Source organism: Nonomuraea sp. K271 (genome assembly GCF_009908215.1).
GTDB lineage: Bacteria > Actinomycetota > Actinomycetes > Streptosporangiales > Streptosporangiaceae > Nonomuraea > Nonomuraea longispora.
Genome location: NZ_JAAAHR010000072.1, coordinates 15,895 through 41,694, shown reverse-complemented (window position 1 = coordinate 41,694; position 25,800 = coordinate 15,895). Strand labels below are relative to the sequence as shown.

The 25,800-nt window shown below is 72.6% G+C and carries 25 protein-coding genes and 1 pseudogene; 21 read left to right on the top strand and 5 right to left on the bottom strand.

What is annotated here, in order from left to right; genetic code table 11:
• From GUY59_RS24275 to GUY59_RS24260, 5 genes and pseudogenes are all read left to right on the top strand, one after another.
• Positions 1-482, top strand: a pseudogene (locus tag GUY59_RS24275) (hypothetical protein); the annotation flags it as partial.
• 128 nt (positions 483-610) lie between these two features.
• Positions 611-745 carry a hypothetical protein gene (locus GUY59_RS50085; protein WP_269128883.1) on the top strand — a complete coding sequence of 45 codons (135 nt, stop codon included), beginning with the start codon at positions 611-613 and terminating at the stop codon, positions 743-745.
• A gap of 11 nt (positions 746-756) precedes the next feature.
• Complete coding sequence (locus GUY59_RS24270) at positions 757-1,554, top strand: glycosyltransferase (RefSeq protein WP_138201956.1); 798 nt, start codon at positions 757-759, stop codon at positions 1,552-1,554.
• Positions 1,551-2,684 (top strand): glycosyltransferase family 4 protein, encoded by a 1,134-nt coding sequence (locus GUY59_RS24265; RefSeq protein ID WP_252375006.1) that lies wholly within the window; start codon positions 1,551-1,553, stop codon positions 2,682-2,684. The genes GUY59_RS24270 and GUY59_RS24265 overlap by 4 nt, the downstream gene beginning before the upstream one ends.
• The gene (locus GUY59_RS24260) at positions 2,675-6,859 is read left to right on the top strand and encodes an alpha-(1->3)-arabinofuranosyltransferase domain-containing protein (protein ID WP_161714667.1); all 4,185 of its coding nucleotides are present in this window, start codon (positions 2,675-2,677) and stop codon (positions 6,857-6,859) included. Before GUY59_RS24265 ends, GUY59_RS24260 begins: the two co-directional genes overlap by 10 nt.
• On the opposite strand, the gene GUY59_RS24255 is transcribed toward GUY59_RS24260, so the two are convergent.
• The 5 genes from GUY59_RS24255 to GUY59_RS24235 all read right to left on the bottom strand — a co-directional run bounded on the left by GUY59_RS24255 (position 6,786) and on the right by GUY59_RS24235 (position 11,394).
• Positions 6,786-7,964, bottom strand: a complete 1,179-nt coding sequence (locus tag GUY59_RS24255) for an acyltransferase family protein (protein WP_138201958.1) — start codon at positions 7,962-7,964, stop codon at positions 6,786-6,788. The two genes, GUY59_RS24260 and GUY59_RS24255, sit on opposite strands and share 74 nt — an antisense overlap.
• A complete protein-coding gene (locus tag GUY59_RS24250) occupies positions 7,928-8,644 on the bottom strand; it encodes a class I SAM-dependent methyltransferase (RefSeq protein WP_138201983.1) in 717 nt (238 codons plus the stop codon). Before GUY59_RS24250 ends, GUY59_RS24255 begins: the two co-directional genes overlap by 37 nt.
• Before the next feature lie 51 nt (positions 8,645-8,695).
• Complete coding sequence (locus tag GUY59_RS24245) at positions 8,696-9,547, bottom strand: AfsR/SARP family transcriptional regulator (protein ID WP_161714666.1); 852 nt, start codon at positions 9,545-9,547, stop codon at positions 8,696-8,698.
• 328 nt (positions 9,548-9,875) lie between these two features.
• Entirely contained in the window at positions 9,876-10,664 is a 789-nt protein-coding gene (locus tag GUY59_RS24240; protein ID WP_201761276.1) for an SDR family NAD(P)-dependent oxidoreductase, read from the bottom strand.
• 88 nt (positions 10,665-10,752) lie between these two features.
• Positions 10,753-11,394: a nitroreductase family protein gene (locus GUY59_RS24235; RefSeq protein WP_138201961.1), complete on the bottom strand. Its 642-nt coding sequence runs from the start codon at positions 11,392-11,394 to the stop codon at positions 10,753-10,755.
• A gap of 159 nt (positions 11,395-11,553) precedes the next feature.
• Here GUY59_RS24235 and GUY59_RS24230 point away from each other — a divergent pair, with 159 nt between their 5' ends.
• From GUY59_RS24230 to GUY59_RS24155, 16 genes are all read left to right on the top strand, one after another.
• Complete coding sequence (locus GUY59_RS24230; RefSeq protein ID WP_138201962.1) at positions 11,554-12,168, top strand: cyclodehydratase; 615 nt, start codon at positions 11,554-11,556, stop codon at positions 12,166-12,168.
• A gap of 79 nt (positions 12,169-12,247) precedes the next feature.
• Positions 12,248-13,012 carry a 3-oxoacyl-ACP reductase FabG gene (fabG, locus tag GUY59_RS24225; RefSeq protein WP_138201963.1) on the top strand — a complete coding sequence of 255 codons (765 nt, stop codon included), beginning with the start codon at positions 12,248-12,250 and terminating at the stop codon, positions 13,010-13,012.
• A gap of 30 nt (positions 13,013-13,042) precedes the next feature.
• Positions 13,043-13,360, top strand: a complete 318-nt coding sequence (locus GUY59_RS24220) for an acyl carrier protein (RefSeq protein WP_132335226.1) — start codon at positions 13,043-13,045, stop codon at positions 13,358-13,360.
• The gene (gene fabZ, locus GUY59_RS24215) at positions 13,357-13,863 is read left to right on the top strand and encodes a 3-hydroxyacyl-ACP dehydratase FabZ (protein ID WP_132335227.1); all 507 of its coding nucleotides are present in this window, start codon (positions 13,357-13,359) and stop codon (positions 13,861-13,863) included. The genes GUY59_RS24220 and fabZ overlap by 4 nt, the downstream gene beginning before the upstream one ends.
• Entirely contained in the window at positions 13,860-14,966 is a 1,107-nt protein-coding gene (locus tag GUY59_RS24210) for an aminomethyltransferase family protein (protein WP_138201964.1), read from the top strand. Before fabZ ends, GUY59_RS24210 begins: the two co-directional genes overlap by 4 nt.
• Positions 14,967-15,000: 34 nt before the next feature.
• Positions 15,001-17,352: a beta-ketoacyl-[acyl-carrier-protein] synthase family protein gene (locus GUY59_RS50810; RefSeq protein WP_252375007.1), complete on the top strand. Its 2,352-nt coding sequence runs from the start codon at positions 15,001-15,003 to the stop codon at positions 17,350-17,352.
• Entirely contained in the window at positions 17,349-18,098 is a 750-nt protein-coding gene (locus GUY59_RS24200) for a nitroreductase family protein (protein ID WP_138201966.1), read from the top strand. Before GUY59_RS50810 ends, GUY59_RS24200 begins: the two co-directional genes overlap by 4 nt.
• On the top strand, positions 18,095-18,967 hold the full coding sequence (locus GUY59_RS24195) for an alpha/beta fold hydrolase (RefSeq protein WP_138201967.1): 873 nt from the start codon (positions 18,095-18,097) through the stop codon (positions 18,965-18,967). The genes GUY59_RS24200 and GUY59_RS24195 overlap by 4 nt, the downstream gene beginning before the upstream one ends.
• A gap of 11 nt (positions 18,968-18,978) precedes the next feature.
• The gene (locus tag GUY59_RS24190) at positions 18,979-19,971 is read left to right on the top strand and encodes an ACP S-malonyltransferase (RefSeq protein ID WP_138201968.1); all 993 of its coding nucleotides are present in this window, start codon (positions 18,979-18,981) and stop codon (positions 19,969-19,971) included.
• Positions 19,972-20,057: 86 nt separating this feature from the next.
• Entirely contained in the window at positions 20,058-20,438 is a 381-nt protein-coding gene (locus GUY59_RS24185; protein ID WP_138201969.1) for a phosphopantetheinyl transferase, read from the top strand.
• Positions 20,439-20,441: 3 nt separating this feature from the next.
• Positions 20,442-21,302, top strand: a complete 861-nt coding sequence (locus GUY59_RS24180) for an ester cyclase (RefSeq protein ID WP_138201970.1) — start codon at positions 20,442-20,444, stop codon at positions 21,300-21,302.
• Between the two features lie 14 nt (positions 21,303-21,316).
• Positions 21,317-22,111, top strand: a complete 795-nt coding sequence (locus GUY59_RS24175; protein ID WP_138201971.1) for an alpha/beta fold hydrolase — start codon at positions 21,317-21,319, stop codon at positions 22,109-22,111.
• Positions 22,108-22,527 (top strand): 4'-phosphopantetheinyl transferase superfamily protein, encoded by a 420-nt coding sequence (locus GUY59_RS24170; RefSeq protein ID WP_138201972.1) that lies wholly within the window; start codon positions 22,108-22,110, stop codon positions 22,525-22,527. The genes GUY59_RS24175 and GUY59_RS24170 overlap by 4 nt, the downstream gene beginning before the upstream one ends.
• Complete coding sequence (locus GUY59_RS24165) at positions 22,521-23,465, top strand: ABC transporter ATP-binding protein (RefSeq protein ID WP_252375008.1); 945 nt, start codon at positions 22,521-22,523, stop codon at positions 23,463-23,465. The genes GUY59_RS24170 and GUY59_RS24165 overlap by 7 nt, the downstream gene beginning before the upstream one ends.
• Before the next feature lie 30 nt (positions 23,466-23,495).
• The gene (locus GUY59_RS24160) at positions 23,496-24,647 is read left to right on the top strand and encodes an ABC transporter permease (protein ID WP_161714665.1); all 1,152 of its coding nucleotides are present in this window, start codon (positions 23,496-23,498) and stop codon (positions 24,645-24,647) included.
• Positions 24,644-25,798 (top strand): ABC transporter permease, encoded by a 1,155-nt coding sequence (locus GUY59_RS24155; protein ID WP_201761275.1) that lies wholly within the window; start codon positions 24,644-24,646, stop codon positions 25,796-25,798. Before GUY59_RS24160 ends, GUY59_RS24155 begins: the two co-directional genes overlap by 4 nt.
• The last annotated feature ends 2 nt before the right edge of the window (positions 25,799-25,800 follow it).

Genomic DNA, 25,800 nt, shown 5'->3' with positions numbered 1-25,800 from the left:
GGGTGGGGGCGATGGTGCTGGCGCCGCTCGCCGTGCTGCCCACGATGGCGTGGGGCGCGGCGGGAGCGCTGGAGGCCGTCGGCTATCCCAGCGGCTGGACGGCCGCCCGGGAGGTGATCAGGAGTGACGCCGAGCCAGGCGACGTCCTGATCCTCCCGTTCGAGTCCTACCGCCGCTTCCCGTGGAACGGTAACCGGGCCGTGCTCGACCCCGCACAACGTTTCTTTGCCGCCCCTGGGCGGGACGTGGTCGCCGCCGACACCGTGCGCGTCGGCGGGATGGTGGTCGGCAGCGAGGACGAGCGGGCCCGCTCGGTAGAACGTGTAATAGCCGGTCCGTCGCCTGATCTGGCCGGAGCGGGGTTCCGGTACGTCGTGGTGGACGCGGGGACGCCGGCCGAGCTGCGGCGCTTCGCGTCCTGGCTCCGACAGGCCAGGCTCCTGGTGAACACGCCTGAGCTGCGGTTGTACCGGCTCGCCTGACCCCGGCGGGGCCCGCTGAGGGCGGTCATCGCTCTGATTACGTTCCCGCAAACTACTTCCGAGTAGCAAGAATTGGTTCTAGGTTAAGATCGCTCTCCCTTTCGTTCCTGTACGAGGAGATGGGCTCGATGATCAAAATCCTCATGGCCGCGATCATAGGAACCGCCGTGGCGGCACTCGTGGCGACGGTGACCACCGTCACCCTCACCGGAGCCCCCGCGACGCCGGTCAACAAGCCCCTCTACAACTACGGCACGCGGTAGTCCAGGCACCCATGGCGCCCTTTCGTCCAGGCAGTGCGAGCCCGTCGCCACTGCTCGAGATCGTCGTCCCCGCGTACAACGAGGAGCGGCGGATCTCCGAAGGGCTGCTGCGACTGTGCGCGAAGCTCGCCGGCATGCCGTTCCCCAGCGCCGTGGTCGTGGTCGACAACAACAGCACCGACGCTACGGCCGAGATCGTCAGAGCGCGGCCGCCGAGCGTGGTCCCGGTCACCCTGACACAGTGCTCGGTTCCCGGTAAGGGAGCCGCCGTGCGCACCGGTCTGCTGCGGACCCGAGCGCCCCTCGTCGGGTTCTGCGACGCCGACATGGCCACCGACCTCGACACCATCGACGTGGCCGTGGGCCTGCTCCTGTGCGGCGAGCGGGTGGTCGTGGGGTCGCGTGCGCACCCGTTCTCCGAAGTGGACAACCGGCACAGCCGGGTCCGCGAGCTGGGCGCGGCCGTCTTCCGCCGACTGGCCCGGATGATCGTGCCCGGCGTGAGCGACACCCAGTGCGGGTTCAAGTTCTTCGACGGGCCGCTGGTCCGGGAGGTGGCGACCGGGCTGCGCACGCCGGGGTTCACCTTCGACGTCGAACTGCTCGCCCGGTGCGCCGAGCGCGACGCGGTCCTGCGGGAGATCCCCGTACGATGGCGTGACATGCCAGGATCGCGCTTCTCCCCGGCCCGGCACAGCGCCGGCATCCTGCTTGAGCTCGGCCGCATCTGGCTGGCGCTGCGCCACGAGGCGCGGGCCGCCGCCCGGCCGCTGCGTGAGCACCCGCTCGACCCCGTCGGATCTCCGTGAACGTACGGGAAGTCGCCCGTCTGCGTGTCGCCGTCGTCAACTGGCGCGACCCGTGGCACCCCGCCGCCGGCGGCGCCGAGACGTACGCCTGGGAGATGGCGCGTCGCCTGGCCGCCCTGGGCAGCCAGGTGTGCTTCGTGACGGCCCGCGCCCCCGGGCAGCGCCGGCGGGAGGACGTCGAGGGGGTACGGTTCGCCCGCATGGGTGGTCCGTTGACCGTCTATCCCCTGGTGCTCGCCTGGCTGCTGCTCCGGCGCGGCCGGTTCGACGCGGTGCTCGACTGCCAGAACGGGATCCCGTTCTTCACCCCGTGGGTGCTGCCCCGCCGTACCCGCGTCCTCTGCGTGATCCACCACGTACACGACCGGCAGTTCGGCGTGCACCTGCCACGGTGGCAGGCGGCAATCGGGAGATTCCTGGAAGGGCCGGTTTCACGGCGGACCTACCGCCGGTACGCGAGCGTGGCGGTGTCGCCCTCGACCGCGGCCGCGATGCGCGAGCGACTGGGGTGGACCGGGCCGATCCACCTCGTCCCCAACGGTGTGCACGAGCCGGTCGTGGCCGCCGGACGGAGCCCGGCGGCGCGGCTGGTCTGCGTGGGCCGGCTGGTCGCGCACAAGCGCGTCGACCTCCTGCTGGACGCGGTGGCGCAGCTCAGGCAAGGCCGCCCGGAGCTGCGCGTCGACATCATCGGCCGCGGACCCGAGGAGGCGCGGCTGCGCGCCCGGCTGCCCGAGGGCGTCACCCTGCACGGCCACCTGCCGGAGGAGGCCAAGCAGCGGCTGGTCGCCGGCGCCTGGCTGCACGTGACGGCCTCGCAGGGCGAGGGCTGGGGATTGTCCGTGCTGGAGGCCGCGGCCCTCGGCGTGCCGACGGTCGCGTTCGACGTGGACGGGCTGTGTGACGCGGTACGGCACGGCGAGACGGGCTGGCTGCTGCCCGAGGGGACGGACCTCGGCAAGGGCGTGGCCGCGGCCCTCGACGAGATGGACGGCGGGCAGTACGACGCCTACGGCGAGCGGTGCCGCGCCTGGGCGGCCCGATTCCGCTGGGACCGGAGCGTGGCGCGCATGTTCGCCCTGCTCCAGGGCCGCGCCGCCGCCCCCGGTCACGAGGAGCCGTGGCAGTGACGCGGAGCCGGCCGAGCAAGGCCCGGGAGGCGGCGGGCGAGAAGACGACGGAGGGCGCCGCGGCGGGCGGGAAGGCGGTGAAGAACGCCGCAGAGGGGGAGAAGGCGGTGAAGGGCGCCGCGGCGGGCGTGGCGGTGAGCGTGAGAACGCGGCACCGGCTGTGGCTGGCGATCTGCTGCCTCGGCCTGGCCGTGCTGGCGTTCACCACCGAGCCCGGCCGGATCATCTCCGACACCAAGATCGACCTCGCGCTCGACCCGATCGGCTGGCTGGAGCGGGCCGCCCACCTGTGGGACGTCCAGCACTTCGGCCAGTTGCAGAACCAGATCGCGGGCTACCTGTTCCCGATGGGCCCGTTCTTCGCGCTCGGCGAGGTGGCCGGGCTGGACGCGTGGGTGTCGCAGCGGCTCTGGCTGACGCTGCTGATGTGCGTGGCCTTCCTCGGCGTGGCCCGGCTGACCGGCCGGCTCGGGATCGGCACTCCGGGCGCCCGGATCGCCGCCGCCCTGGCCTACGCGCTGGCGCCACGCGCGCTGTCCATCCTCGGCGAGATCTCGGTCGAGTGGTTGCCGGCCGCGATGTTGCCGTGGATCTTGATTCCGCTGCTCACCGCCGCCGAGACCGGCCGGCGCGCGAGGGGCGCGATCAGGTCGGCGCTGGCGGTGGCGTGCTGCGGCGGCGTGAACGCGGCGGCGGTGCTGGCCGTGCTCGTCGTCCCGGTCCTGTACGTGCTGACGCGCCCGGCGCCGGTGCCGCGCTGGCGGCTGCTCGGCTGGTGGGCGGCGGCGGTCGCGGTGGCCACGCTGTTCTGGTGGCTGCCGCTGCTGCTCGTCGGCCGGTACGCGTTCTCGTTCCTGCCCTACACCGAGACGACCGCGGCCACCACGCAGGTCACCTCGCTCACCAACGTGCTGCGCGGCGCCGCGGACTGGGTGCGCTACCTGCCGGTCGGCGGCGTGGCCGAGCAGCCGCCCGGTTACGCCATCGCCACTTCGGCCGCGATGGTGCTGGTCACCGGCCTGATCGCGGCGCTCGGCCTGGCCGGGCTGGCCCGGCGCGATCTGCCCGCCAGGGGCTTCGTCGTCGCGGTGTTCCTGGTGGGCGCGGCGGCGATGGTCGCGGGTCACGCGAGCGCGCTGGAGCCGGTCGTGGCCGAGCCGGTGCGGTGGCTGCTCGACGGGCCGCTCGCGCCGCTGCGGAACCTGCGCAAGTTCGACCCCCTGGTGCGGCTGGCGCTGGCGTTCGGGCTGGCCCACCTGCTGGCGGGGGCGCGGCTGCGGTTGCGGGCGGTCGCCGTGGCCGCTTTCGCCGCGCTCGTCCTGCCGGTCATCAACCAGGGCCTGGCCGCGCCCGGCTCGTTCAAGGAGGTGCCGCTCTACTGGAAGGAGGCGGCGGCCTGGGTCAACGAGCACGCGGGCGACGAGGGCGTGCTGGTGGTGCCTGGCGCCAAGTTCGGCGAGTACCTCTGGGGTCGGCCGATGGACGACCCCATGCAGCCGCTGTTCCAGGCCCGCTGGACCACCAGGCAGGTGGCTGCGGCCGGGTCGGTCGGCCTGACCCGGCTGCTCGACGTCGTCGACCAGCGGCTCGCCGCCGGGCACGGCTCCGGAGGGCTGACCGAGGTGCTGCGCAGGATGGGCGTGCACCACGTGCTGGTGCGCAACGACCTGATGCGTCACCACCTCCAGGGCGCTTGGCCGAGCCGGATCCACGAGGCGTTGCGCGAGTCGCCGGGCATCACGAAGGTGCGCTCGTTCGGCGGCGAGGTGGGCGACACGGCCGGGGACGACGTGGTGGAGACGGTCGACTGGCCGCATCCGGCGCTGGAGCTGTACCACGTGGCGGGCGCGTCGGAGCCGGTGAGCGTGCAGCCCGCCGACCAGGCCGTGCGGGTGCGCGGCGGCCCGGACTCGCTGCTCACCATGGCCGACCAGGGACTGCTGGGCGACGGTCCTGTGCTGGTCAACGACGACGGGAACAAGTACGAGGCGCCGGTGGTGGTGAGCGACGCGCTGCGGTTGCGCGAGCGGCAGTTCGGCGAGATCCGGTCGAACTGGACGCCCACCCTGCCCGCCGACAGACGCGCCGACTTCACCGAGGTCAGGAAGCTGGACGTGCTGGAGGACGGCTGGCTGGACGACACCGCCACCGCCGAGTACGACGGCGTCTCCGGCGTCACGGCCTCTTCTTCCGTCGCCGACGCGGGTGCGGTGCCCGGCACCAGCAGCGCGGCCCGCGGCCCATGGGCGGCGCTGGACGGCGATGTCGGGACCGGCTGGGAGAGCGGTGGCTGGGATCCGCCCGAGGGCGAGTGGCTCCGCGTGGACCTGCCGCGCGGGCTCGCGGTCCCCAGGTTCATGGTCACCTTCACCGACAACGTGCTGCTCGGCCGGACGGTCGAGCGCGTGGCCGTGGTCACCGAAGGCGGACGCCTGGTGCAGGACGTGGGGCCGCCCGGCGCGCCGCAGTGGCTGCGTACGCCGCCGGGACGGACGAACTGGGTGCGGATCGAGGTGCTGGCGACGTCAGCCAAGCCGTGGAGGTTCGGCGACCGGGTCGGCATCTCCGAGGTCGCGATCCCGGGTGTGACGCCCAGCCGGACCATCCGCCTGCCCGGCGCGGGGGAGGCGTACGTGATGGACTCGGGGCTCGACGCGCGCCCGGCCTGCATGCGAGGTAGGGACCGGTGGATCTGCAACCCGACGCTGGCCAGGCCGGGGGAGGAGGGCGCCGGGTTCGACCGGTCGTTCACGGCCGAGGCCGAGCGTACGGCGGACGTGCGGGGCTCGGCGGTGCTGCGCGACCCGGCGCTGATCGAGCGCTACAGCCGGCTCGGCAGCGACCTGACCACCGTGACCGGCTCGTCCCAGATGGGCGAGCACGCCGTGGTCGCCCCGAGGGCGGCGTTCGACGCCGACGCGAGCACCACCTGGGTCCCGGCAGGTCACGACACCCGGCCGGCGCTCACGATCGGCTGGACGAAGCCGCAGCGCGTCTCGCAGATCCAGGTCGCCAGGCCGGGCGGCGACAGGGGGCGGCTCGACGTCATCGCCATGGGAGACAAGGGCCGGGTACGCACCGGCACCGTGGACGAGGACGGTTTCCTGCGTTTCAAGCCGGTCACCACGAAACGGCTCAAGCTACGCTTCTTCCCCGTCTCGGAGCAACTGCAGATCACCGAGCTGGTGATCCCCGGCGTCAGCCCGGCGAGCCGGCCGGCCGGCATCCCCTTCCGGCTGCCGTGCGGGATGGGGCCGAAACTCGAGGTGAACGGCGCCGCCGTGCCGACCAAGGTCACCGGCACCCACGCCGACCTGCTGGAGCAGCGGCCGGTGACGATCACCGGCTGCTCCGGGGCCGAGCTGGCGGCCGGTGACAACCGGGTGCGCGTGGCCGGCTGGGAGCCGTTCGCCGTCACCGAGCTGGTGATAGGCGAGCGGCCCGCGCTTCCCCGTCGCGTCGAGGGCCAGGCCGTGGCCGGCTCGTGGACGCCGGCGGAGCGGCAGGTCCAGGTCACCGCGCCCAAGGACACGTTCCTGGTCGTCAACGAGAACTACAACCCGGGCTGGCGGGCCACGATCGACGGCAGGACGCTCACCCCCGCGCGGCTCGACGGCTGGAAGCAGGCGTGGGTGGTGCCCGCGGGCACGTCCGGCGTGGTCCGCCTCGAGTACGTGCCCGACGGGCTCTACCGGATGGCCCTGGCCTTCGGGCTGGCCGGCATCGGCCTGCTCGCGCTGGGGGCGCTGGTGTTGCGCGGGCCGCGTCCTGAGCACGTGTGGCACTCGGCTCCGGCGGCGGCCACGCGCGTGTCGCGGTGGCGGGCGCCGTACACGATCGTGCTCGCCGCGGCCTTCGGCGGCTGGGTGGCGGGCTGGCCCGGCATGCTCGTGGCGATCGCGGCCGCCGCCTCGGCGCTCTGGCCGGGGGTCAGGCCGGCCTGGGCCCACCACGCGCCCGCGGCGTTGTTCGGGGTGGCGACGCTGAGCCTGGCCGCGGCCATGGCGCTGCGCGAACAGGGACTGGAGGTGGGGTTGCTCGCCGACCAGCTCCCGCAGCTCGCCGCCTGCGCCGCCGTCGGCGTGCTGGCCGGCGGACTCGTCACGGGGCGGGAGCCGCCTGCTGAGGAGACGGGGGCCCCGGCGGCGGAGCGGGCGCTCGCCCGAGCCGACTGAGCCGCAGCGCGTTCGCCTCCACGAGGTGGTAGGTGGCGGCGCTCAGAGGGGCCGTGACGACGAAGGTGAGGATCGCCACCCGGACGAAGCCGCCCGTGAACATGGGGGTGCCGGTGAGCTTGTAGTAGAGCGTGATCACGGGCGCGTGCCAGAGGAAGAAGCTGTAGGAGATGCGGCCCATGTAGGCCATGACGGGGTTGCCCAGTACCCGGTACGCGAGCGAGCCGGGCCCGAGGCCGAGCACGAACGGGGTGACGACCAGCACCGCCACCGACGCCTCCAGCGCCATGCGCCACAGAGCCTGCGACATGGTCGGCAGCGTCAGCGTACGGGGCCCGGCCAGTTCCGTGCTCAGCACCGCGTACAGCAGCAGGGCCAGCACCAGCGACTGCGGAGCGAGCGCGGCGACCGCGGCGCTGCGGCCGATCCACACCGACAACACCGCCAGGGCCATCCCGGCGGCGAAGAAGATCAGGTGGTGCGGCAGCAAGAGCGCGAGCTGCCGCTGGTCCAAGGCGTCCGCGGCGACCACGCTGGCCACGGAGACCACCGGCAGCACGGCGATGCCCGCCAGCAGCCTGACCGGCCGGTCACCCCCGCGCGCCCACCGGTGCAGCAGCCAGGCGAGCGCCGGCAGCAGCACGTAGAACGCGGCCTCGACGGGCATCGTCCACATCTGGTAGAGGCCGTCGGTGGCTTGCTGGTCCTCGGCGTAGTTCTGCAGCAGCAGCACCCACGCGAGCCAGTCGGCATGATCCGGCGAGCTCCACAGCAGCAGCACGGGCACGGTGACCAGCCAGTAGGCGGGCAGCACCCGCAGGGCCCTGCGCCACAGGTAGCGGCCCGTCCGTGGCGGCGCCGCGCCCTCCAGCACGGCCCTGGCCCACGGCCGGTACAGCAGCAGGCCGGAGAGCAGGAAGAAGACCGGCACCGCGATGCCCAGACGGCTCGCCATCCAGGCGACCATGCCGTCCTGGTAGACGACGTTCGTGTGGCCGCCCACGTGCAGCACCCACACGCCGAGCGCGGCCAGCGCGCGGATGCCGTCGAGGGCGGTGTTCCTGCCGTTCAGGGCCGTTTGCGCAGCACCAGGGCCAGATTCCACGTGGCGAACTCCCTAACGATCGGCACCTGTAACACCGGGCGGCACCACCAGGGCAGGTAGCGGGGCAGCGCGTCCACGACCTGGAGGTCCTCACGTGAACGGGCCCAGCGCAGGCCGTCGGCCACGGAGACCGGATGGAGGGTCCGCCCGTAGCGGTTCTTCGGCGGCCTGCCGTGTCTGGCCTCCCACCGGCAGGCGGCCCGCTCGCCTCCCAGGTAGTGCCAGGGCGAAGTCTCGTGCCCGCCCCAGGGGGACAGCCAGTTGGTGTACGCCAGGAAGATCAGGCCGCCGGGCCGGGTTACGCGGGCCATCTCGGCCGCCATCCGCCATGGATGTGGAACGTGTTCCAGCACGTTGGAGGAGAAGCAGACGTCCACGGACCCGTCGGCGAGGGGAAGGTCGAGCGCGCTGCCCAGCACGCCGCCGGACGCGCCCGTACCGGTGAGCTCTCCCGCGTCGATGTCCACGCACACACAGCGGGCGCCCTCGCGCCGGAACGCCGCGGCGAAGTATCCGGGGCCGCCACCCACGTCCAGCACGGTCGTACCGGCGAGGCGGGTGTAGTGCCCCAGCAGGGCCGCGGTGTCGGCGGCGAGCGTGGTGTAGAAGGTCTCGGGCGCGCTCGGCTCGGACCGGAACGCCCGGAACAAGGCCAACGACCGGGCGAGATCACCGTGCATGCGCTTGTGTCCGGGCACTGCAGAAGTCTGTACGAGAACGTGTTCGGCTGTCTAGAAGATCGTGGCGCCCGCGGAACCCCGCCAGCTCACGCCGAGCGTGACGTCGGCCGAGAGCATACGCTCGTGCAGCCGCTGGACCGAGTGGGTGGGGTCGACCCCGGCACTGTCGATGAGCAGCCGGCGCAACTGCTGGTAGGTGCCGAGCGCCTCGATCTGCCGGCCGTCGAGGTAGAGGGCGAGCATGAGCTGGCCCCAGAGCCGCTCCCTGGGTTTGCCGGGGTTCATCACCGAGTGCAGGCGATCGATGGAGTCGGCGTACGCGCCGCGTGCGATCAGCAAATCCACCAGTTCGGTCACCACGCTGACGCGCTGCTCCTCGAGGCGGTCCGACTCGTCGCGCAGCGCTCTGAGCGTGCGGGAGTCCTGCAGCGCCCGGCCGTTCCAGGTTCGCAGCGCCTGGTCGAAGCGGTCCCAGGCGGTGATGTGGTCGTTGTGGCCGAGGGCCTGGTGGCCTTCGCGGGCCAGTTGCCTGAAGCGGATGACGTCGAGGTTGCCGGCGTCGGCCGTGACGCGGTAGCCGTTGGAGACGGTGTCGATCGGCGCCGCCGAGGGGTCGTGCGGCGAGATCGACCTGCGTAACTCCCATATGTAGGTCTTCAGGTTGCCGAACGCCGAGGCGGGTGGTGTGCCGTCCCAGAGCCGCTCGATCAGCGCCTCGGTCGGCACCGGGGAGTTGGCCTGGAGGAGCAGCAGCGCGAGCAACTGACGGTGTTTGGGGCGTAACGCCAGTTGGTCGCCGGTGCTCAGGCGGACGCTGACGTTGCCGAGCAGGTGAAAAGCGGGGCGGCGCACGTAGGCCGTGGGTTCCTGGTCCTGGGGACGGGGCGACGGCGGGGTGAGCACAACACCTCTCCTTTTTCGCAAGCCGAAAGTCCGGATTACGTCGCGACCGGCTGTCGGCGGCGACGTGAGAGAGGCCGGAATGCCTGCGAGTCGTTGGGATTGTGCTCTGCGTGGTTGGCGCAGCATCCAGTGCAGACCTTCGGCCCCGATGGAGGAATCTGCTATTTATCCAACCGCTCGTGAAGATATCCGCCACCCTGTCACGGGTCAAGATCTTGTTCTGCTCTGTTACGTGTGGTAGCAAGCGTTTGCCCGGGAAATGTGCCGTACCGGGCCCCGCCGTTCTCGGCGCGAATGGCCGAGCAAAGGGCGAAACGCGCGGTGAACGTCAGCGGCGCCGTCCGCGCCGGGAGTTCCGCAGATACTCCCGCACGTCGGGATAACCCTTCGTGTGAGCGCCTCCGTCCACCATGAGCAGGTCACCGGTGATCCACGACGACTCGTCCGAGGCCAGGAAAAGCGCGGCGGGCGCGATGTCGGCGGGCTCCCCCATGCGGCCCAGCGGTGTGGCGGCGACGAACCCGTCGCGCAGCGGCCGCTCGGTGAGCGTCGCGGACAACGGGGTGGGCACCACCCCCGGGGCCAGCGCGTTGACCCGGATGCCCGCGGCTCCCAGCTCCATCGCGGCGACCTGGGTGAGCATCTCCACGCCCGCCTTGGCGGCGCAGTAGGCGGCGAAGCCCTCGGCGGGCCGGCGCGCGGTGAGCGAGGCGATGTTCACGATCGACCCGCCGCCCGTCATGCGCCGGGCCTCGTGCTTGACGCTGAGGAAGACCCCGGTCAGGCAGACGTCCACCACCCGGCGCCACTCGCGCAGCGTGAGCCGGGCGATCGGCCCGAAGGCGCTCACGCCCGCGGAGTTCACGCAGACGCGCGGCGGGCCGAAGGCGCGCACGGCGGCGTCCAGGCTCCGTTCGAGCGCGACCTCCTCGGTGACGTCGGCGGACGCGGCGAAGGCCCGCTCACCGAGTTCGGCGGCACGGGCGCGCACCCCTTCCGCGTCGCTGTCGATCAGCGACACCGCGGCTCCCTCGGCGTGGAACAGCCTGGCGATCTCCCAGCCGATGCCCGAGGCGGATCCGGTGACCACCGCGTGGCGGTCCGTCAGACGGCTCACGAGTGCCCCCGGCGAAGGAGACGCGGCCGGCGCGGACGGGAGCGGCCCATCAGGCGTCCGGCCGCCGGACAGGGACGGGAGCGGCCCATCAGGCGTCCGGCCGCCAGACAGGCTCATCGAGATCGAGGCCGACGCCGGCTCCCCACCGGTTGCGGTAGCTGACCTGCGAGGCGGGGCGCCGGACGGCGACGTCCCAGCGGCCGGTGGGATAGCCGAAGGTGACCATGCACGACGGCCGCCAGCCCTCCGGCTTCGGCACGCCCAGAATCCGCATCGTCGCCGTCGGGTGGTAGATGCCGAGCACGGTGGTCAGCGTGCTGCCCACGCCGTGCGCGCGGGCGGCGAGCTGGGCGCTCCACACGGCGGGAAAGACCGAGGAACCCGAGGTGTCCGTCGAGAAGGCGAACAGCAACAAGGGATACGTCTCGAAATTGTCCGCCAGATATCGAGCGGAGGTCAGAAAACGCCGGCCGTCCATTTCCCCGGCCGTGCGGGCGAGCTCCTTGTACGGGCCCGCGAAGAGTCTGGCGAGCGCGTCACGGTAGAGCGGGGCGAACTGCTCCTTGACCGCCTGGTCGTCCACCAGCACGAATCGGTATCTCTGCTCGTTGCCCGCGCTGGGCGCGCGTACGGCCGCGTCGAGAATGCTCCGCTGAACCTCGTCGGGAACAGGGTCCGGCTTCACCCTCCGCATGGCGCGTGTCGTGTACAGCGCCTCGAAGATATCCACACCCACGCATGCTAACGGTGGAACAACGCCCTTTCCTGGGCGTGTACCGGTGTGTGGACCTGACGTGTATGCGGCGTGGACCCTCCATGGATCATCCAGCTCCATTCTGTAGCGCGGGAGGAATTCATGGGCATAAGGAAATCGCACCGCATCGCAAGTGTGGCCGTCGGTACCGCGCTTGTCGCAGCTTCCACGCTCTACTCGGCCCCGGCCCATGCCGCGGTCACCACCACGCCGGTGTCGCTGGCCTGCCAGGCCGACTGGCCCTTCGACGGGATCGCCTTCACCACCTCGCAGACGATCACGTCGAACACACCCACGTCCGTCCAACGTCTCGCCACGTTCACGGGCACCGGAACGTCGGCCCCGTACACCGTTCCCACCGAGGTGAGCGGCGCCCCCATCACCGAGCTGCGCGACTTCACCCTGACGCTGCAGTTCACCGGCCCCGCCGCCGTGACGGGCGCGAGCCTGTCCGGCGGCTCCAACATCGGCTCCGGCGTTCCGACGGTGACCGCCACCAGCAACAGCGTGACGCTCAAGGTGCCCGGACCACTGACCGCCGGCACGACCGTGACCCTGCCGCAGATCAGGATCAACGCCACCGCGGGCAACACCACCGGAACCGTGCAGATGAAGGTCAAGGGCACCAGCTACGCCGATCCCGGGCTGCGCGTCACCGCCGTGGTGCCGTTCGACCCCGACCCGATCATCGCCCCGTCGGGTTGTTACCCCTCGCCCAGCCCCGTACTGGCCTCCATCGCCGTCACCTAGCCACGCCGCGGGCCTGCCGTGCCGCCCGCTGCGCCGGGCGGCACGGCAGGCCCGCACTTCGAGCACGAGAGGAGTCCGGATGCTCTTCCCAGCGGGCACGGTGGCCCTGGTCACCGGTGGGGTCAAGGGGATCGGCCGGGCCGTCTCCGTGGACCTGGCCCACGAGGGCGCGGAGGTGATCGCGACCTACCGGCAGGACGAGGAGGCGGCCAAGGAGACCGTCCGGCTCATCGAGTCGGCGGGCGGGCGGGCCACCGTGGTCAAGGCCGATGCCTCCGACGAGGAGTCGGTCCGCGAGTTGTTCCGGTGGATCAGGCAGACGTACGGCCGCCTGGACGTGCTGGTGTCCAACGCCGGCATCGTCCGGGACCGCCACCTCATCACCATGAGGACGGAGACCCTCCGCGAGGTGCTGGACGTCAACCTGACAGGCACCTTCCTGTCCTGCCGGGAGGCCGTCCGGTTGATGGAGCACCACCGCAGCGGCTCCATCGTCACCATCTCCTCGGCCGCCGGCGTCTACGGAGGCCAGCCGGGGCAGACGAACTACGCGGCCTCCAAGGGAGGCATCATCGCCTTCTCCAGGACCCTGGCGACGGAGGTCGGCCGGCGCGGCATCAGGGTCAACGTGGTGGCCCCCGGGTTCGTGGAGACGGACATGACGCACGGAATCTCCCCGGCCAGACGGGAACACTACCGCTCCAAGATCGGCCTCGGCCGGCTGGCGCAGCCCGAGGAGGTCGCCTACCTGGTGAGCTTCCTGGCCTCCAGCCGCGGCTCGTACATCACCGGCTCGGTTTACGACGTACATGGCGGCGGCTTCGTGGTCGGCGACCTCCCGTAGCCGGTGCAGCACCCACAAGGAGTACAGAGCATGGACATTCAGGAGATGCGCGCCGAGGTCGAGCGCCGGCGCGCGACCTGCTCCCGCATCAAGGAAATGATCGTCACGCGCCTGGACCTGACGATGGACCCGGAGTGGATCACCGACGACCAGTCGCTGTTCGGGCGCGGGCTGGAGCTCGACAGCCTCGACTTCCTCGAACTCGCCGTCGGCATCGAGGTGGAGTTCGGGGTGGCGCTGTACGAGAGCCAGATCTCGGTGTTCGGCTCGGTGAGCACCCTGGCCAACTCGGTCGAGCCGGAGCTGCGGCGCAGCCGCCGGCAGGCCGAGCTCGAACTGCAGGCATGACGGACCCCGCGGCCCCGCTCGCCCTCGACTGCGACCAGATCGCCCGGCTCCTTCCGCACCGCTGGCCGATGCTCATGCTCGACGCGGCGCGCGAGGTCGTTCCCGGTGTCAGCGCGGTCGGGGTGAAGAACGTCACCGCTGACGAGCCGTGGTGCGTCGGCCACTTCCCGGGCAAGGTCGTCCTGCCCGGCGTCCTCGCGGTCGAGGCGATGTGCCAGCTCGCGCTGCTGACCTGCGCGGTCGAGCGGGCCGGCCGAGGACAGGGCGGCGGCGTCGACGGCTACCTGACGAGCCTGCGCAATTTCAGGTTCCGCAAGATGATCGTGCCGGGCGACCAGCTCATCCTCAGGGTCGAGCACATCGCCGGCGCGAACGGGGTCAGCGAGTTCCGCGGTGAGGGCAAGGTCGCGGACGACGTGGTCGTCACCGGCGTGCTCACCGCCGCCTACTCCGATCGCCCCTCCAGCAACGCACGTACGACCTCGGTAGGAGGCAGCAGATGACCACCGTGACGCACGGCACGTCACCGTTACGAGCGGTTCACCCCGACAGCGCCGAATATCAGACCATGGCCGGAGCGGAGGTCGTATGGCGGATGTCCGACCCGGGTGAGGAGCCAGGTAAAGAGTACGAGAGCCTGCGTGACGGCGTCGGCCTCATCGACTGGGGCACCAGCCGCCTCGTCGAGGTGCGTGGGGACCACGTGGAGTGGTTGCAGCGCCTGCTCACCAGGGATGTGGAATACCTGGCCGGGGAGCGTACGGTCTGCAGCCTGGTCCTGGACGAGCCGGGCAGGGTGGTGGACATCGTCACCGTCTACGGCCGGGACGGCGGTGTGCTGCTGGAGAGCTCGGTCGGCGGCGGTGAGCGGCTGTGGGCCCACATGACCGCCTGTGCGGACGACGGGGTGGAGCTCGTCGACCGCAGCGGCGAGCTGACGGTCGTCGGCCTGGAGGGCCCGAGCGCCTGGCGGATCATCTCCCAGGTCTTCGGCGAGAGCCTGTCCATCATGCCGTACGAGTCGACGGCCGACACGGAGTTCGGCGGCAGGCCGGTGCTGCTCGCCCGCACCGGCGTCACCGGCGAATACGGCTACAAGGTCATCGCCGACCACGACACGGCGCGTGCCTTCTGGAAGAGCGCCTCCGTGGACGCCACCCCCGTGGGCCTGGAGGCGGTGGAGACGGCCATGCTGGAGATCCGGCAGCCGATCATGCAGCGTGAGGTGACCGACGAGCTCGGTGTGATCGCGCAAGGGCTGAACTGGCTGGTCGACTCCGGCAAGGAGTCGTTCACCGGCCGTGCGGCGATGATGGCCGAGTACGAAGGCGGCGCGGCCGTCCAGACGATCGGCTTCGCCGGCGCCCCGGACGGGACACCGCCGCCGCGCGGCACCCGGGTGCTCGCGGACGGCCGGCCCGTCGGCTCCGTGGTGCACGCCGTCGTCAGCGGCCGGCTGGGCGCCGTCCTGGGCCTGATGCGGATCGAGGTCTCGCTCGCCGCCGCCGGGCTGCCCTTCACGATCGACCACGAGGGCGGGCTGGAGGTCGAGACGCTCAACACGCCGTACGTCCGCCCCAAGAGCTGGATCACCCCGATCTCCTAGGAAAGGGCCACCGGTGGAGTTTCATTCCGTTGCCGTGACCGGTCTCGGGATCGTCTGTTCGGGCGGCAGGAATCCCAAGGAGTTCTGGGTGCGGCTGCTGTCGGGGCTGAGCGCGATCACTCCCATCCAGGATCCGGCGTACGCGGTCTTCGACTCCGCGTACGCCGGCCAGATTCCCGACGAATGGCTGATCGACCAGCTCTCCGGCGCGGACCTGGAGCTCGACAGGGACTCCCGGATGGGCCTGGTGGCCGCGCAGCAGGCCATCGCGCACGGGGCGCTGGACCCGGGCGGGACGGACGGCGAACGTTTCGGCGTCGTCCTCGGCAGGTGCGTGGCGGCACGCAAGACCCGCAACCCGCGAGGCGAATGGAACTACCGGCCCATGCACGCCTCGCTCGACCTCATCGCCCAGCGGATCGGGGCGCTCGGCCCGCGGATCCTGGTCAGCACCGCCTGCGCGGCCGGCGGCAACGCGGTGGGCCTGGCCAGGGACAAGATCGTGACCGGCGAGGCGGACGTCATGCTGGCGGGCGGGCTGGACCCGCTGCTCTTCGACGTGACGGCGGGCTTCAACGGGTTGCAGGCGCTCAGCCCCGGCCCGACGCGCCCCTACAGCAGGTCCGATGGGCTCAGCCTGGGCGAGGGGGCGGCGTTCCTGCTGCTGGAGTCGGAGGAGCACGCGCTGCGCAGGGGAGCCGTGATCCTCGCCGAGGTGGCCGGCTACGGGTTGTCGGCCGACGCCCACCACCCGACCGCGCCTGACCCGACGGGCCGTGGCGGCGCGAGCGCCGTGCGGCGTGCGCTGGGCGAGGCCGGGCTGGAGCCCGGTGACGTCGACTACGTGTGCGGCCACGGCACCGGCACCCCCGCCAACGACGCGATGGAGCGCAAGGTGATGCGCACCGTCTTCGGCGAGCGGGCTCCCCAGGTGCCGATCAGCAGCGTCAAGTCGTTCGTCGGGCACACGCTCGGCGCGTCGGGCGCGATCGAGGCGCTGGCCGGCGTGCTCGCGCTGGGCGAGGACATGGTTCCGCCCACCGCCGGGTTCGACCAGGCCGACATCGACGCCGCCGACCTGGACTTCGTACCGAACCTGCCGCGTCCCGCCCCGGTCGACGTCGTGGTCTCCAACAACTACGCCTTCGGCGGCAACAACGTCTCGGTCGTCCTGCGCAAGCCGCGTGGCGGCGGGCGCGCGGTCCGGCCGCCGCGGCCGGCGGTGATCACCGGGCTCGGCCCGGTGTCCGCGCTGGGCGTGGGCGTGCCGCAGTGGCGTGCCGCCCTGGCCGAGGGCAGATCCGGCATCGCGCCCGTCACCGCCTTCGACACCTCATGGCACCCCGCCGGCGCGGGCGCGCAGGCGCCCTCGCTCGACGGGCGGTCCTACGCCCCCAGGAACGTGTGGCGGCACATGAACAACCTGTCCCGGCTCTCCACCGCGGCCACCCGGCTGGCGTGGGAGGACGCCGGGCTGGCGCTGCGCAGGTCCGACCTGGACGAGGTCGGCCTGGTCTTCGCCACGGCCGGTGGTTCCACCGAGGCCGTGCAGGGCTTCGACCGCAGCGTGGCGAAGGACCCCAGGCACACCTCCGTCCTCGACTTCTCCAGCGTCGTGCTGAACGCCACCGGCGGCGCGGTCTGCCAGGCGCTGGGGCTGCGCGGCGAGACGACCACCATCTGCCACGGCGGCGTGTCGGCGTCGCTGGCCCTGGACTGCGCGCTGGAGCTGATCGCGGCGGGCAAGGCCGAGGTGGTCGTCGTGCTGGCCGCCGACGGTTTCAACGAGCCGATGTACCGGGCGCTGGCCGCGGGCGGCGTCCTGTCGGCGACTGGCTCGGCCCGGCCCTACGACCGCGGACGGGACGGGATGGTGCCGGGCGCCGCCGCCGTCGCGGTGGTGGTGGAGTCGGCCGAGCACTGCGACGCGCGCGGCGGCGTACCGTACGCGAGGGTGCTGAGCACCGCGCACGCCAGGCGCGGGCCCGCCGGGGAGGCGGCGGCGGTGGAGCGCAGCCTGGCCGCCGCGGTCGATCGGGCCGACCGCGAGCCGGGCCTGGCCGTCGGGATCGCCGACGGCAGGTCGCAGGACGCGGCGGAGGCGGAAGCGCTCGCCGCCTGCCTGCCGGACGCGCTGGTGACCGCCCCGGCGGCCCTGACCGGCGACTGCCAGGCCGCCTCCGGCGTGATGAACCTCGCGGTGGCCGCCCTCGCCGTGCGCGAGGGGGTCGTTCCGCCGGTGAACGGGCTGGCCGAGCCCGAGATCGGCGCACGGACCCGCTACGTCACCAGCCCCGGTTCGACGGCGGACGTGGCCGCGGCCGTGGCGCTGACCGGCGCGATCGGCTCCGTCCGTGGAGCGGTAGTGCTCGGAGGACCGGCATGACGGTCGCCGGCCGGGCGTCCCTCTTCGACCTGGGCGAGGTCGATCGGCTGCTGACGACGACGCGCTCGGTGCGCAGGCGCCTGGACGTCGAGCGGCCGGTGCCGGCGGAGGTGGTGCGCGAGGCGCTGGAACTGGCCGTACAGGCACCCACCGCGCAGAACCTCCAGCACTGGCGGTGGATCGTCATCACCGAGGAGAAGGTGCGGCTGGGCGTCGCCGAGCAGTTCCGCCAGGCGCGGTGGCTGGACCGTTACCGGGGGACCCGTTCCCGCAGGGGCCGCAGGGAGGCGGAGAACCGGCGCCTGCAGGATTCGGCCGACTCCGTGGTGGAGCTCATCGCCAAGGTCCCGGTGCTGGTCGTGCCCTGCATGGTGGGCAGGCCGCCGGACATCGGCAGGATCGACGCCGAGTGGACCGGGCGGGGCTACCGGTTCGACCCCGACGACATCCGCTCGCGCTCGCGCATGGGCGCGATGATGGCCAGCAACTTCTACGGCTCCATCTACCCGGCCATCTGGTCCTTCCAGCTCGCGCTCAGAAGCCGGGGCCTCGGCAGCACCATCACCTGCATGAACCTGATGTTCCCCGGCCCGTTCGCCGAGCTCCTCGGCATCCCCGAGGTCGTCACGCCGATCTGCGTGCTGCCGGTGGCCTACACCGTCGGCACCGACTTCCGGCCCGCCCCCCGGGTCCCGGCCGGCGAACGCACCTTCTGGAACCGCTGGGGGACCGAGGAGGCACCATGAGCCACAGCGTGGAAGTGGTCAAGGTCAACGGTCTCGACCTCGCGGTCACCGTCGCGGGCGAGGGGCGGCCGGTCATCCTGCTGCACGGGTTTCCCGACTCGGCGGCGCTGTGGCGGCACCAGATTCCCCGGCTGGTCGCCGAGGGGTACCGGGTCATCGCGCCGGACCTGCGCGGATTCGGCGCGTCGTCCAGGCCGGCGGACGTGGCCGCGTACCGGCTGCCGATGGCGGTCAGCGACGTGGCCAAGATCGCGGCTCTCTTCGCCGGCGGGCGGGCCCACGTGGTGGGACACGACTGGGGCGCCGCGGTGGCCTGGATGTACGCCTCCATGATGCCGGCCAAGGTGGACCACCTGGTCGCCCTGTCGGTAGGGCACCCGGCGACCGGCCTGTCGCCCTCCATAGAGCAGCGGGCCAGGTCATGGTACGTGCTGCTGTTCCAGTTCCCCGACGTGGCCGAGGAGCTGCTGCGGGCGGACGACTGGCGGCTGATGCGGCAGATCGTGGCCGAGGAGGGCGACGTCGAGCGCTACGTGGCCGACCTGGCCCGCCCGGGGGCGCTGACGGCGGGACTCAACTGGTACCGCGCCAATCTGGCGCCCGCCCTCGAACTGACCCCCGCCAGGGCCACGCTGCCCGTCCACGCGCCCACGCTCGGTGTCTGGTCGTCGGGCGACCGGCTGATCTCCGAAGAGGCCATGACCGGCTCGGCCCGCTTCGTCCACGGTCCGTGGCGGTATGAGCGGATCGACGGCGCGGGCCACTGGATACCGCTCGACGCGCCGGGCCCCCTCGGCGATCTGCTGCTGGACTTCCTCGGCAGCCACGAGAGCGTGCTGCCCGCAGCCGGCCGTCGCCGCCGCTTCTAGAAGGAGGACCGATGCTCGCATGCTTCTTTCCCGGGCAGGGCACGCTGCGCGTGGGCATGGGCCGGACGTTCCGCCGTCATCCGGCCGCCATGGCGGCTCTCGCCGAGGCCGGAGACGTGCTCGGCAGGGACCTGGCCGCTCTGTGCGCGCGGGGGCCGCAGCCGGCGCTGATCAGCACCGAGAACGCGCAGCCCGCGGTGACGGCGTGCAACCTGGCGGCGCTGGCCGCGCTCAGGGCCACCGGGCTGGAGCCGGACGTGGTCGCCGGGCACAGCGTGGGCGAGCTGAGCGCGCTGCACGCGGCGGGGGTCCTGGACTTCGCCGCCACGCTGCGGCTGGTGGAGGCCCGCGGGCGGCTCATGGCGCGGGTCCGGCGGGCCGGAGTGATGTCGGCCGTGCTCGGCCTGACCCCGGCCGAGGCGGCGGAGCTCGTGGCGCTCGCGGGCCCCGGCGGCTCGCTGGCCGTGGCGATCGAGAACGGGCCCGACCATGTCGTGGTGTCCGGCTCTCCGGACGCGATGGACCGCTTCGGCGTGCTGGCCATGGAGAGGGGAGCGCGGAAGATGACGCCGCTCAGCGTGAGCCACGCCTTCCACAGCCCGCTCATGTCCGAGGTGGCCAGGGAGTGGGCGGAGCGGGTGGCGGGCGAGCGGCTGCGCCCGCCGCGTTGCCCGGTGCTGCTCAACGCCACCGGCCTGCCGGCGACCGACGCGGAGGAGATGAGGCGCGGGCTGACGGCCCAGCTCACCGGCCGTGTCCTGTGGGCCGGGGCGCTGCGCGCCGCCGCTGACCTGGGCGTGCGGGACTGCGTCGAGGTGGGCGACAGCAGGACGCTGACCGGCCTGGCTCGGGCCGCCGGGCTGCGCTGCGTGAGCATGTCCGACCCAGCCTGGCCGAGGAACGTCGCTCGCCTGCGCCCGGCCGACCCGGCCGACCCGGCCAGACCGGGCCCGCGGGAGGCGGGCGCACGGGAGGCGGGCGTGCGGGAAGCGGGCGTGCGGTGAGCGGGGCGGGTCCGGCGGTCGCGGCCGGGCCTGTGGTCGCGGCCGGGACCGGGCGATGGTCGTGGGCGCGGGTCGACCTCGGTGGAATGAGCGAGCCCGCCGCGCTCGTACGGCCACTCGCCCTGGAGGAGGTCTTCACCCGGCAGGAGCGGATGCGTTCGGCCGCCCGGTCCACGCTCGCCTCGTGGGGCGGCAGGCTCGCGGCCAAGCACGCGGTGACCACGGCGCTCGGCTACGACACGCCGCCCGCCCCGCTGACCGGCGTGGAGGTCCTGCCCTCGGTACCGCCCGGCTGCCCGCGCGGGCACGCCTGCCCGCACGGCCATCCGCCGGAGGTCACGCTCGGCGCGGACTACGCCGAGCTGGCGGCCGGCGCGGGCGTGAGAAGAATCCAGGTGTCGGTGAGCCACACCGCGCGGGTCGCCGTGGCGGTGGCCCTGGTGACCTGGACTACGGACGGAGGGTGAGTGGTGGACGCGCAGGCAGCCGCCATCCTGCACATGGATGCGTGGAACGGCAACGACCCCGCGCGGGTCGCGGCCACGGCCGACCGGTTCGACGCCCCGGGCACCGAGGGGCCCGTGTCGGGGCAGGAGCTGCGGGCGCACGCCGCCGCGCTGTTCGAGGCGTTCCCCGGATTGAAGTTCGGCATCGACGCGCAGGCGGCGGGGCCGGACCACGCCGTGCTCTGCTGGACGCTGCACGTCCAGCATCTCGGTCGTTATCTCGGCGCCAGGCCGAGTGGCGCGACCGCCACGATCAGCGGCACCGACGTGGTCCGCTGCGACGGTGACCAGGTGCGGGTGCTGCGCGCCTTCGACCGTGTCTCGCTGCTCGACAGGCTCGGCATCCGGGTCGTGGTGTCGCCGCCGGCGATGCACGGCTGGCAGTACGGGCTCGGCTCGCGCCTGGCGGGCGCCGGGGCCGAGCGGCCGGGCGTGCTGGTCATGACCCGGCTGGACGTCGCCGACGAGCAGCAGGAGGAGCAGGTCAGCATGCTCAGCCTGGCGGTGGGCGCGAGCCTGCGCAACGCCCGCGGTTTCCTGGGCGCCACCACCACGATCGTCGGCGGCCACATCTACACGATGAGCGCCTTCGACCGTCCCGAATCCGTCCGCGCCGTGAATATGAAGCCGCATCAGCGGGCCGTGCGGCGTTTCTACCGTTCCGGGCTCTGCACGGCCGGGACGGTCAGCGTGTGGAGCCCGCTGCGGCTGATGGAGGCCGTACGCTGCCCGGCCTGCGGCGTGCTGAGCGAGGACCGGACCGGCACCGGCTTCGAGCGGGGCTGCACGTGCGAGTGGACCCCGCGCGGACGCCCATTTCTCTGAACCGAGGAGCGACCATGAACGGCTTCACCCTGGAGCACCTGCCCGGAACCCGCACCGGCCCGACGATCGTCCTGATGTCGGGCATGTTCGCCGGGGACTGGATGTGGGACGACCAGTTCCGCGCCTTCGCCGAGGACGGTCGTCCGGTCGCGCGCGTGGTCGAGGCGATCGCCATGCGGCCGGAGGTGTCGGGCACCATCCCCAAGGTGCGGGCGGCTCTGGAGGAGGCGTGCGACGCCGCCGGGATCCAAGACATGATCGTCTGTGGTGCCTCCATGGGGGCGGCCGTCGCGATGGACACGGCGGTCGCCGTGCCTGAGCGGGTCCGGGCGCTGGTGCTGACCGGCACCCCCGGTCTGTCGCCCGACCCGAACCTGGGCATCAAGAACGACCATCCGCAGGGCCGGACGATGTTCACGGCGGACTACGGCGAGCGCCTGGTCTCGTCACTCTTCCACGGCGGCCGGGCGGCGCTGACCGACGAGCAGTACGAGAAGACCAAGAACATCTTCGAGTGCCGGGAGGGCATCCTGGGCGTCAGCCGGGGCATCAAGGCGATGCGGCGCTATGACATGCGTGCCGCCCTGCGGCAGGTGCGCTGCCCGGTGCTCAACCTCTGGGGAGCCCACGACCTCACCACCCCGGTCGGGTCGTGGGCCGAGGTCGCCGGGACCCACTCCAACCATCGCCTCGTGGTGATAGAGGACTCCGGCCACGTGCCCATGGTCGAGCGCCCGGAACGCTACACCGAGATCATGCGCGACTTCGCCGCCGAGTTCGACCTGGCCTACGGTCCCGCCGCGTCATGAACGTGCTCATGGGCGTGGACGCCCTCCAGCCGGAGCGGGTCGAGCGGGCCATGGCCCGTTGGGGTGAGGCCTATTCCGCGAAGGTCTGCTCGGAGGCCGAGCTGTCCGAGTGGGGGAGCCGGCCCGCGGGCGTGGCCGCCTGCCTGGCGGTGAAGGAGTGCCTCATCAAGGCCGTCGGCGGCAGGACGTACCCGTTCGACTGGCATGGTCTGAACGCCGGTGGCCCGGCCTGGCCGGCCGCGCGGGACCTGCTGGAGGACGCCGCAGGCGCGTTCGGCGCGGCCACCGGCGCGGTGAGCACGCGGCTGACGGGCTGCGCCGTGCGGGCGCGCGGGCTGCGCGGCGCGGCCCTGTGGGGCCACAGCGGCGATCACATCGTGGCCATGGCGGTGCTCGTCGAGGAGGGTACGTGCTGACCGCGGCGCTGGAGTGCGAGGGGCTGGTGAAGAGGTACGGCAGCCTGCTCGCGGTGGACGGGCTGAAGTTCTCGGTGACCGAAGGGGAGGCGTACGGGCTGCTGGGCCCGAACGGCTCGGGCAAGTCGACCACGATCGAGATGGTGGTCGGCGTGCTCATCCCTGACAGCGGCACGGTACGGGTGCACGGCCACGAGATGGCGCGTCACCCGCTGCGTGCCAAGCGGCTCGTCGGTTACGTGCCGCAGGAGGTGGCTCTCTACCCCGACCTGACCGGGCGGGAGAACCTGCGGTACTTCGGCCGGCTGTTCGGCCTGCGGGGGCAGCGGTTGCGCCGGCGGGTGGCCGAGGTGCTCGACGTGGTGGGCCTGGCGGACCGGGCGGACGAGCGGCTGGGCACGTACTCGGGCGGCATGCAGCGCCGCGTCAACATCGCGGCCGGCCTGGTGCACGAGCCGAAGGTGCTGGTGCTGGACGAGCCGACGGTCGGCGTGGACCCGCAGAGCCGCAACGCCATCCTGGAGAGCGTCGAGCGGCTGGTCGCTGGGGGCACGACCGTCCTCTACACCTCCCACTACATGGAGGAGGTCGAGCGGGTCTGCGACCGGGTCGGCATCATCGACCGGGGCCGGATCATCGCGGAGGGGCGGCCGGAGGAGCTGATGGCCACTCTCTCGCCGGGCGGCCGGGCCGAGGTGGAGGTCGACGGGGACGTGCAGGCGGCGGGCGTGGCGGTCGCCGCGCTTTCCGGGGTGGCCGTGACCGTGGCCGACCACCGCCCGCGGCTGCTCCTGGTCACCTGGACCGAGGGCGCCGACCGGCTGCCCGACGTGCTCCAGGCGCTGAACGGCGTGGCCGCCGTGGTCAGGACCGCGGCTGTGAGACCGAGCCTGGAAGAGGTCTTCCTGCACCTGACCGGCACCTCGTTGCGCGACTGATCGGACTGTGCGATGCGGATCATCCTCGTCATGAGCGGCCGGGAGCTGGTCGCGCGGCTGCGCGACTGGACGGCGCTGCTGGTCGTCCTGGTGGCGCCGGTGGTGCTGGCCTCGCTGTTCAGCTTCGCGCTGGGACGCGCCGACCCGGTGGCCGGCGGCGTGCTCGGCGTGGTGGACCTGGACGGCAGCGAGTTGTCCGCCTTCGTCATCGACGAGGTCGCCGGCTCGCCCGAAGTCGCGGCCTCGGTCGACCTGCGCAGGCTGCCCACCGAGGAGGCGGCCGAGCAGGCGCTCAGGGACGGCGACGTCGAAGCGGCGGTGATCTTCCCGCGCGACTTCGGGGCCACCGTGCAGCGGTCGGGCGGGCAGTCGCTGACGATCCTCACCCCGGCCGAGGGCGCGCGAGGCGGCATCGCGGCCAGGGGTGTGGTGGAGCGGGTCTCCGCCGAGGTGTACGCCGTCACGCTGGCCGCCAGGGTGGCCGTGGCCACCGGCCTCCCGGCGGACGAGGCGAGGTCGGAGGCCGAACGCGACCATGCGCGACAACCAGGGCTGACGCTGGACGAGCACGTCATGCCCGGCGGTTCCGCCGTCGCGGCGGCCTACTACGGGCCGGGCATGGCGCTGCTCTTCGGCTTCTTCGCGGTGGCCGTGGCCGCGCGCAGCCTCCTCGCCGAGCGGCGGCTCGGCACGCTGGCGCGGACGCGGGCGGCGCCCGTCGCCGCGCTGGCGGTGGTGGCCGCCAAGGGGCTGGTGGGCTTCCTGTTCGCGCTGCTCGGCATGCTCGTCACCTGGGGTTCGTCGGTGCTGCTTTTCGGCGCCGACTGGGGTGACCCGCTGGGCGTGGTGCTCCTGTTCACGGTGTTCGCGCTGGCGGCGACCGGCCTCACGATGGCGCTGGTCTCCGGGCCCCGCACCGGCGGCGAGGCGGAGGGCTCGCTGCTCGTGCTCGCCTTCACCTTCGCCGTGCTCGGCGGAAATCTGATCAATCTGTACCGGATGCCGGAGTACATGCAGTGGGTCTCGTTGCTGACCCCGAACGGGTGGGCCACGCGCGGGTTCTCCATCCTCACCACGGGCGGAGGGCTCAGCGACCTCGGAGGCCCGCTCGCGGCCCTGGCGGTCATCGCGGTCGGTTTCGCGGCGGTCGTCGCCGTGCGCTTCAGGAAGGGGCTCACGTGAGCCGTCTGGCAGCCGTGCACGTCCTGTCCGCGCTGGTCGCGGCCAACCTGCGGCGGCAGGGTCGTGACCGCATCGGGCTCTTCTTCATGGTGATCCTGCCGTTCGTCATCATCGTCGTCGTCGGGCTGGCACTGGGCGGGCACGCCGGGGACGGGCAGCGGCTGCGGCTGGGCCTGGTCGTCGAGGGCGCGGGCTCGGGAGAGCTGGTCGCTCGCTTCGCCGAGCATCCCGAGCTGACCGTGGTCCGCGTTGCCGGGGTGGCCGAGCTGCGCCGCCAGATCGGGCAGGGCTCCCTGGTGGCCGGCCTGGTGCTGCCGGATGGGGTCGGCGACCGTGCCGTGCGGCTGCCGTTCTACCTGGTGGACGGCAGCGGCGAGGCGGCGGTCGTACGCAACAACGTGCACGCCGTGCTCGGCCGGTACGGTGCGCTGGCCGGTGCGGAGCGGATGGCCGGGCGGCTCGGCGCCTCGCCCGCGCAGGTGGACCTCGTGGTGGCCCGGACGGATCCGATCTTCTCCGACGTGCGCGTGGTCCCGGGAGCCGAGACGTTGCGGCTCGGGTTCGCCTACACCGCCCCGGCCAACCTCGTGCTCTTCACCTTCATCAACTCGGCGGCGGTCGCGGGCTCGCTGGTGGAGACGCGGCGGCTGGGCATCAGCCGTCGGAGCCTGGCCGCGCCTGTGCGGCCATGGGTGCTGCTGGCCGGCGAGGTGCTCAGCCGCTATGTGATCGCCCTGCTCCAGGCGCTGCTCGTGGTGGTGGTGACGGCCCTGCTGTTCGGGGTGGAGTGGGGGCCGCCCGCCGGCGTGCTGCTGGTGGTGGCGGCCTTCTGCCTGGTCTCGACGGGGGTCGCCATGCTGGTGGGCGGCCTGGCCGGGACCGGGATGCAGGCCGCGGCGCTGGGGCCGCCGATCGGCATCGTGCTCGGCATGCTCGGCGGCTGCATGTGGCCGCTGCTCATCGTGCCGCCGCTGTTGCGGGACGCCGGGCACGTCTTCCCGCACGCCTGGGCCATGGACGCGCTGCTGGCGTTGCCGCAGCGGGGTCTCGACGGCGCCATGACGCCCGCCGCCGTGCTGCTGGCCATGGGGGTCGCGGTCACGGCGGTTTCGCTCCACCTGTTCCGGCGCTCGGTCCTGCGAACGAGGTAGAG

Coding starts and splice junctions, on each gene's coding strand:
- GUY59_RS50085 (WP_269128883.1), top strand. CDS start 611: ATGATCAAAATCCTCATGGCCGCGATCATAGGAACCGCCGTGGCGGCA.
- GUY59_RS24270 (WP_138201956.1), top strand. CDS start 757: ATGGCGCCCTTTCGTCCAGGCAGTGCGAGCCCGTCGCCACTGCTCGAG.
- GUY59_RS24250 (WP_138201983.1), bottom strand. CDS start 8,644: ATGCACGGTGATCTCGCCCGGTCGTTGGCCTTGTTCCGGGCGTTCCGG.
- fabG (WP_138201963.1), top strand. CDS start 12,248: ATGCTCTTCCCAGCGGGCACGGTGGCCCTGGTCACCGGTGGGGTCAAG.
- GUY59_RS24220 (WP_132335226.1), top strand. CDS start 13,043: ATGGACATTCAGGAGATGCGCGCCGAGGTCGAGCGCCGGCGCGCGACC.
- fabZ (WP_132335227.1), top strand. CDS start 13,357: ATGACGGACCCCGCGGCCCCGCTCGCCCTCGACTGCGACCAGATCGCC.
- GUY59_RS24210 (WP_138201964.1), top strand. CDS start 13,860: ATGACCACCGTGACGCACGGCACGTCACCGTTACGAGCGGTTCACCCC.
- GUY59_RS24200 (WP_138201966.1), top strand. CDS start 17,349: ATGACGGTCGCCGGCCGGGCGTCCCTCTTCGACCTGGGCGAGGTCGAT.
- GUY59_RS24195 (WP_138201967.1), top strand. CDS start 18,095: ATGAGCCACAGCGTGGAAGTGGTCAAGGTCAACGGTCTCGACCTCGCG.
- GUY59_RS24190 (WP_138201968.1), top strand. CDS start 18,979: ATGCTCGCATGCTTCTTTCCCGGGCAGGGCACGCTGCGCGTGGGCATG.
- GUY59_RS24185 (WP_138201969.1), top strand. CDS start 20,058: ATGAGCGAGCCCGCCGCGCTCGTACGGCCACTCGCCCTGGAGGAGGTC.
- GUY59_RS24175 (WP_138201971.1), top strand. CDS start 21,317: ATGAACGGCTTCACCCTGGAGCACCTGCCCGGAACCCGCACCGGCCCG.
- GUY59_RS24170 (WP_138201972.1), top strand. CDS start 22,108: ATGAACGTGCTCATGGGCGTGGACGCCCTCCAGCCGGAGCGGGTCGAG.
- GUY59_RS24160 (WP_161714665.1), top strand. CDS start 23,496: ATGAGCGGCCGGGAGCTGGTCGCGCGGCTGCGCGACTGGACGGCGCTG.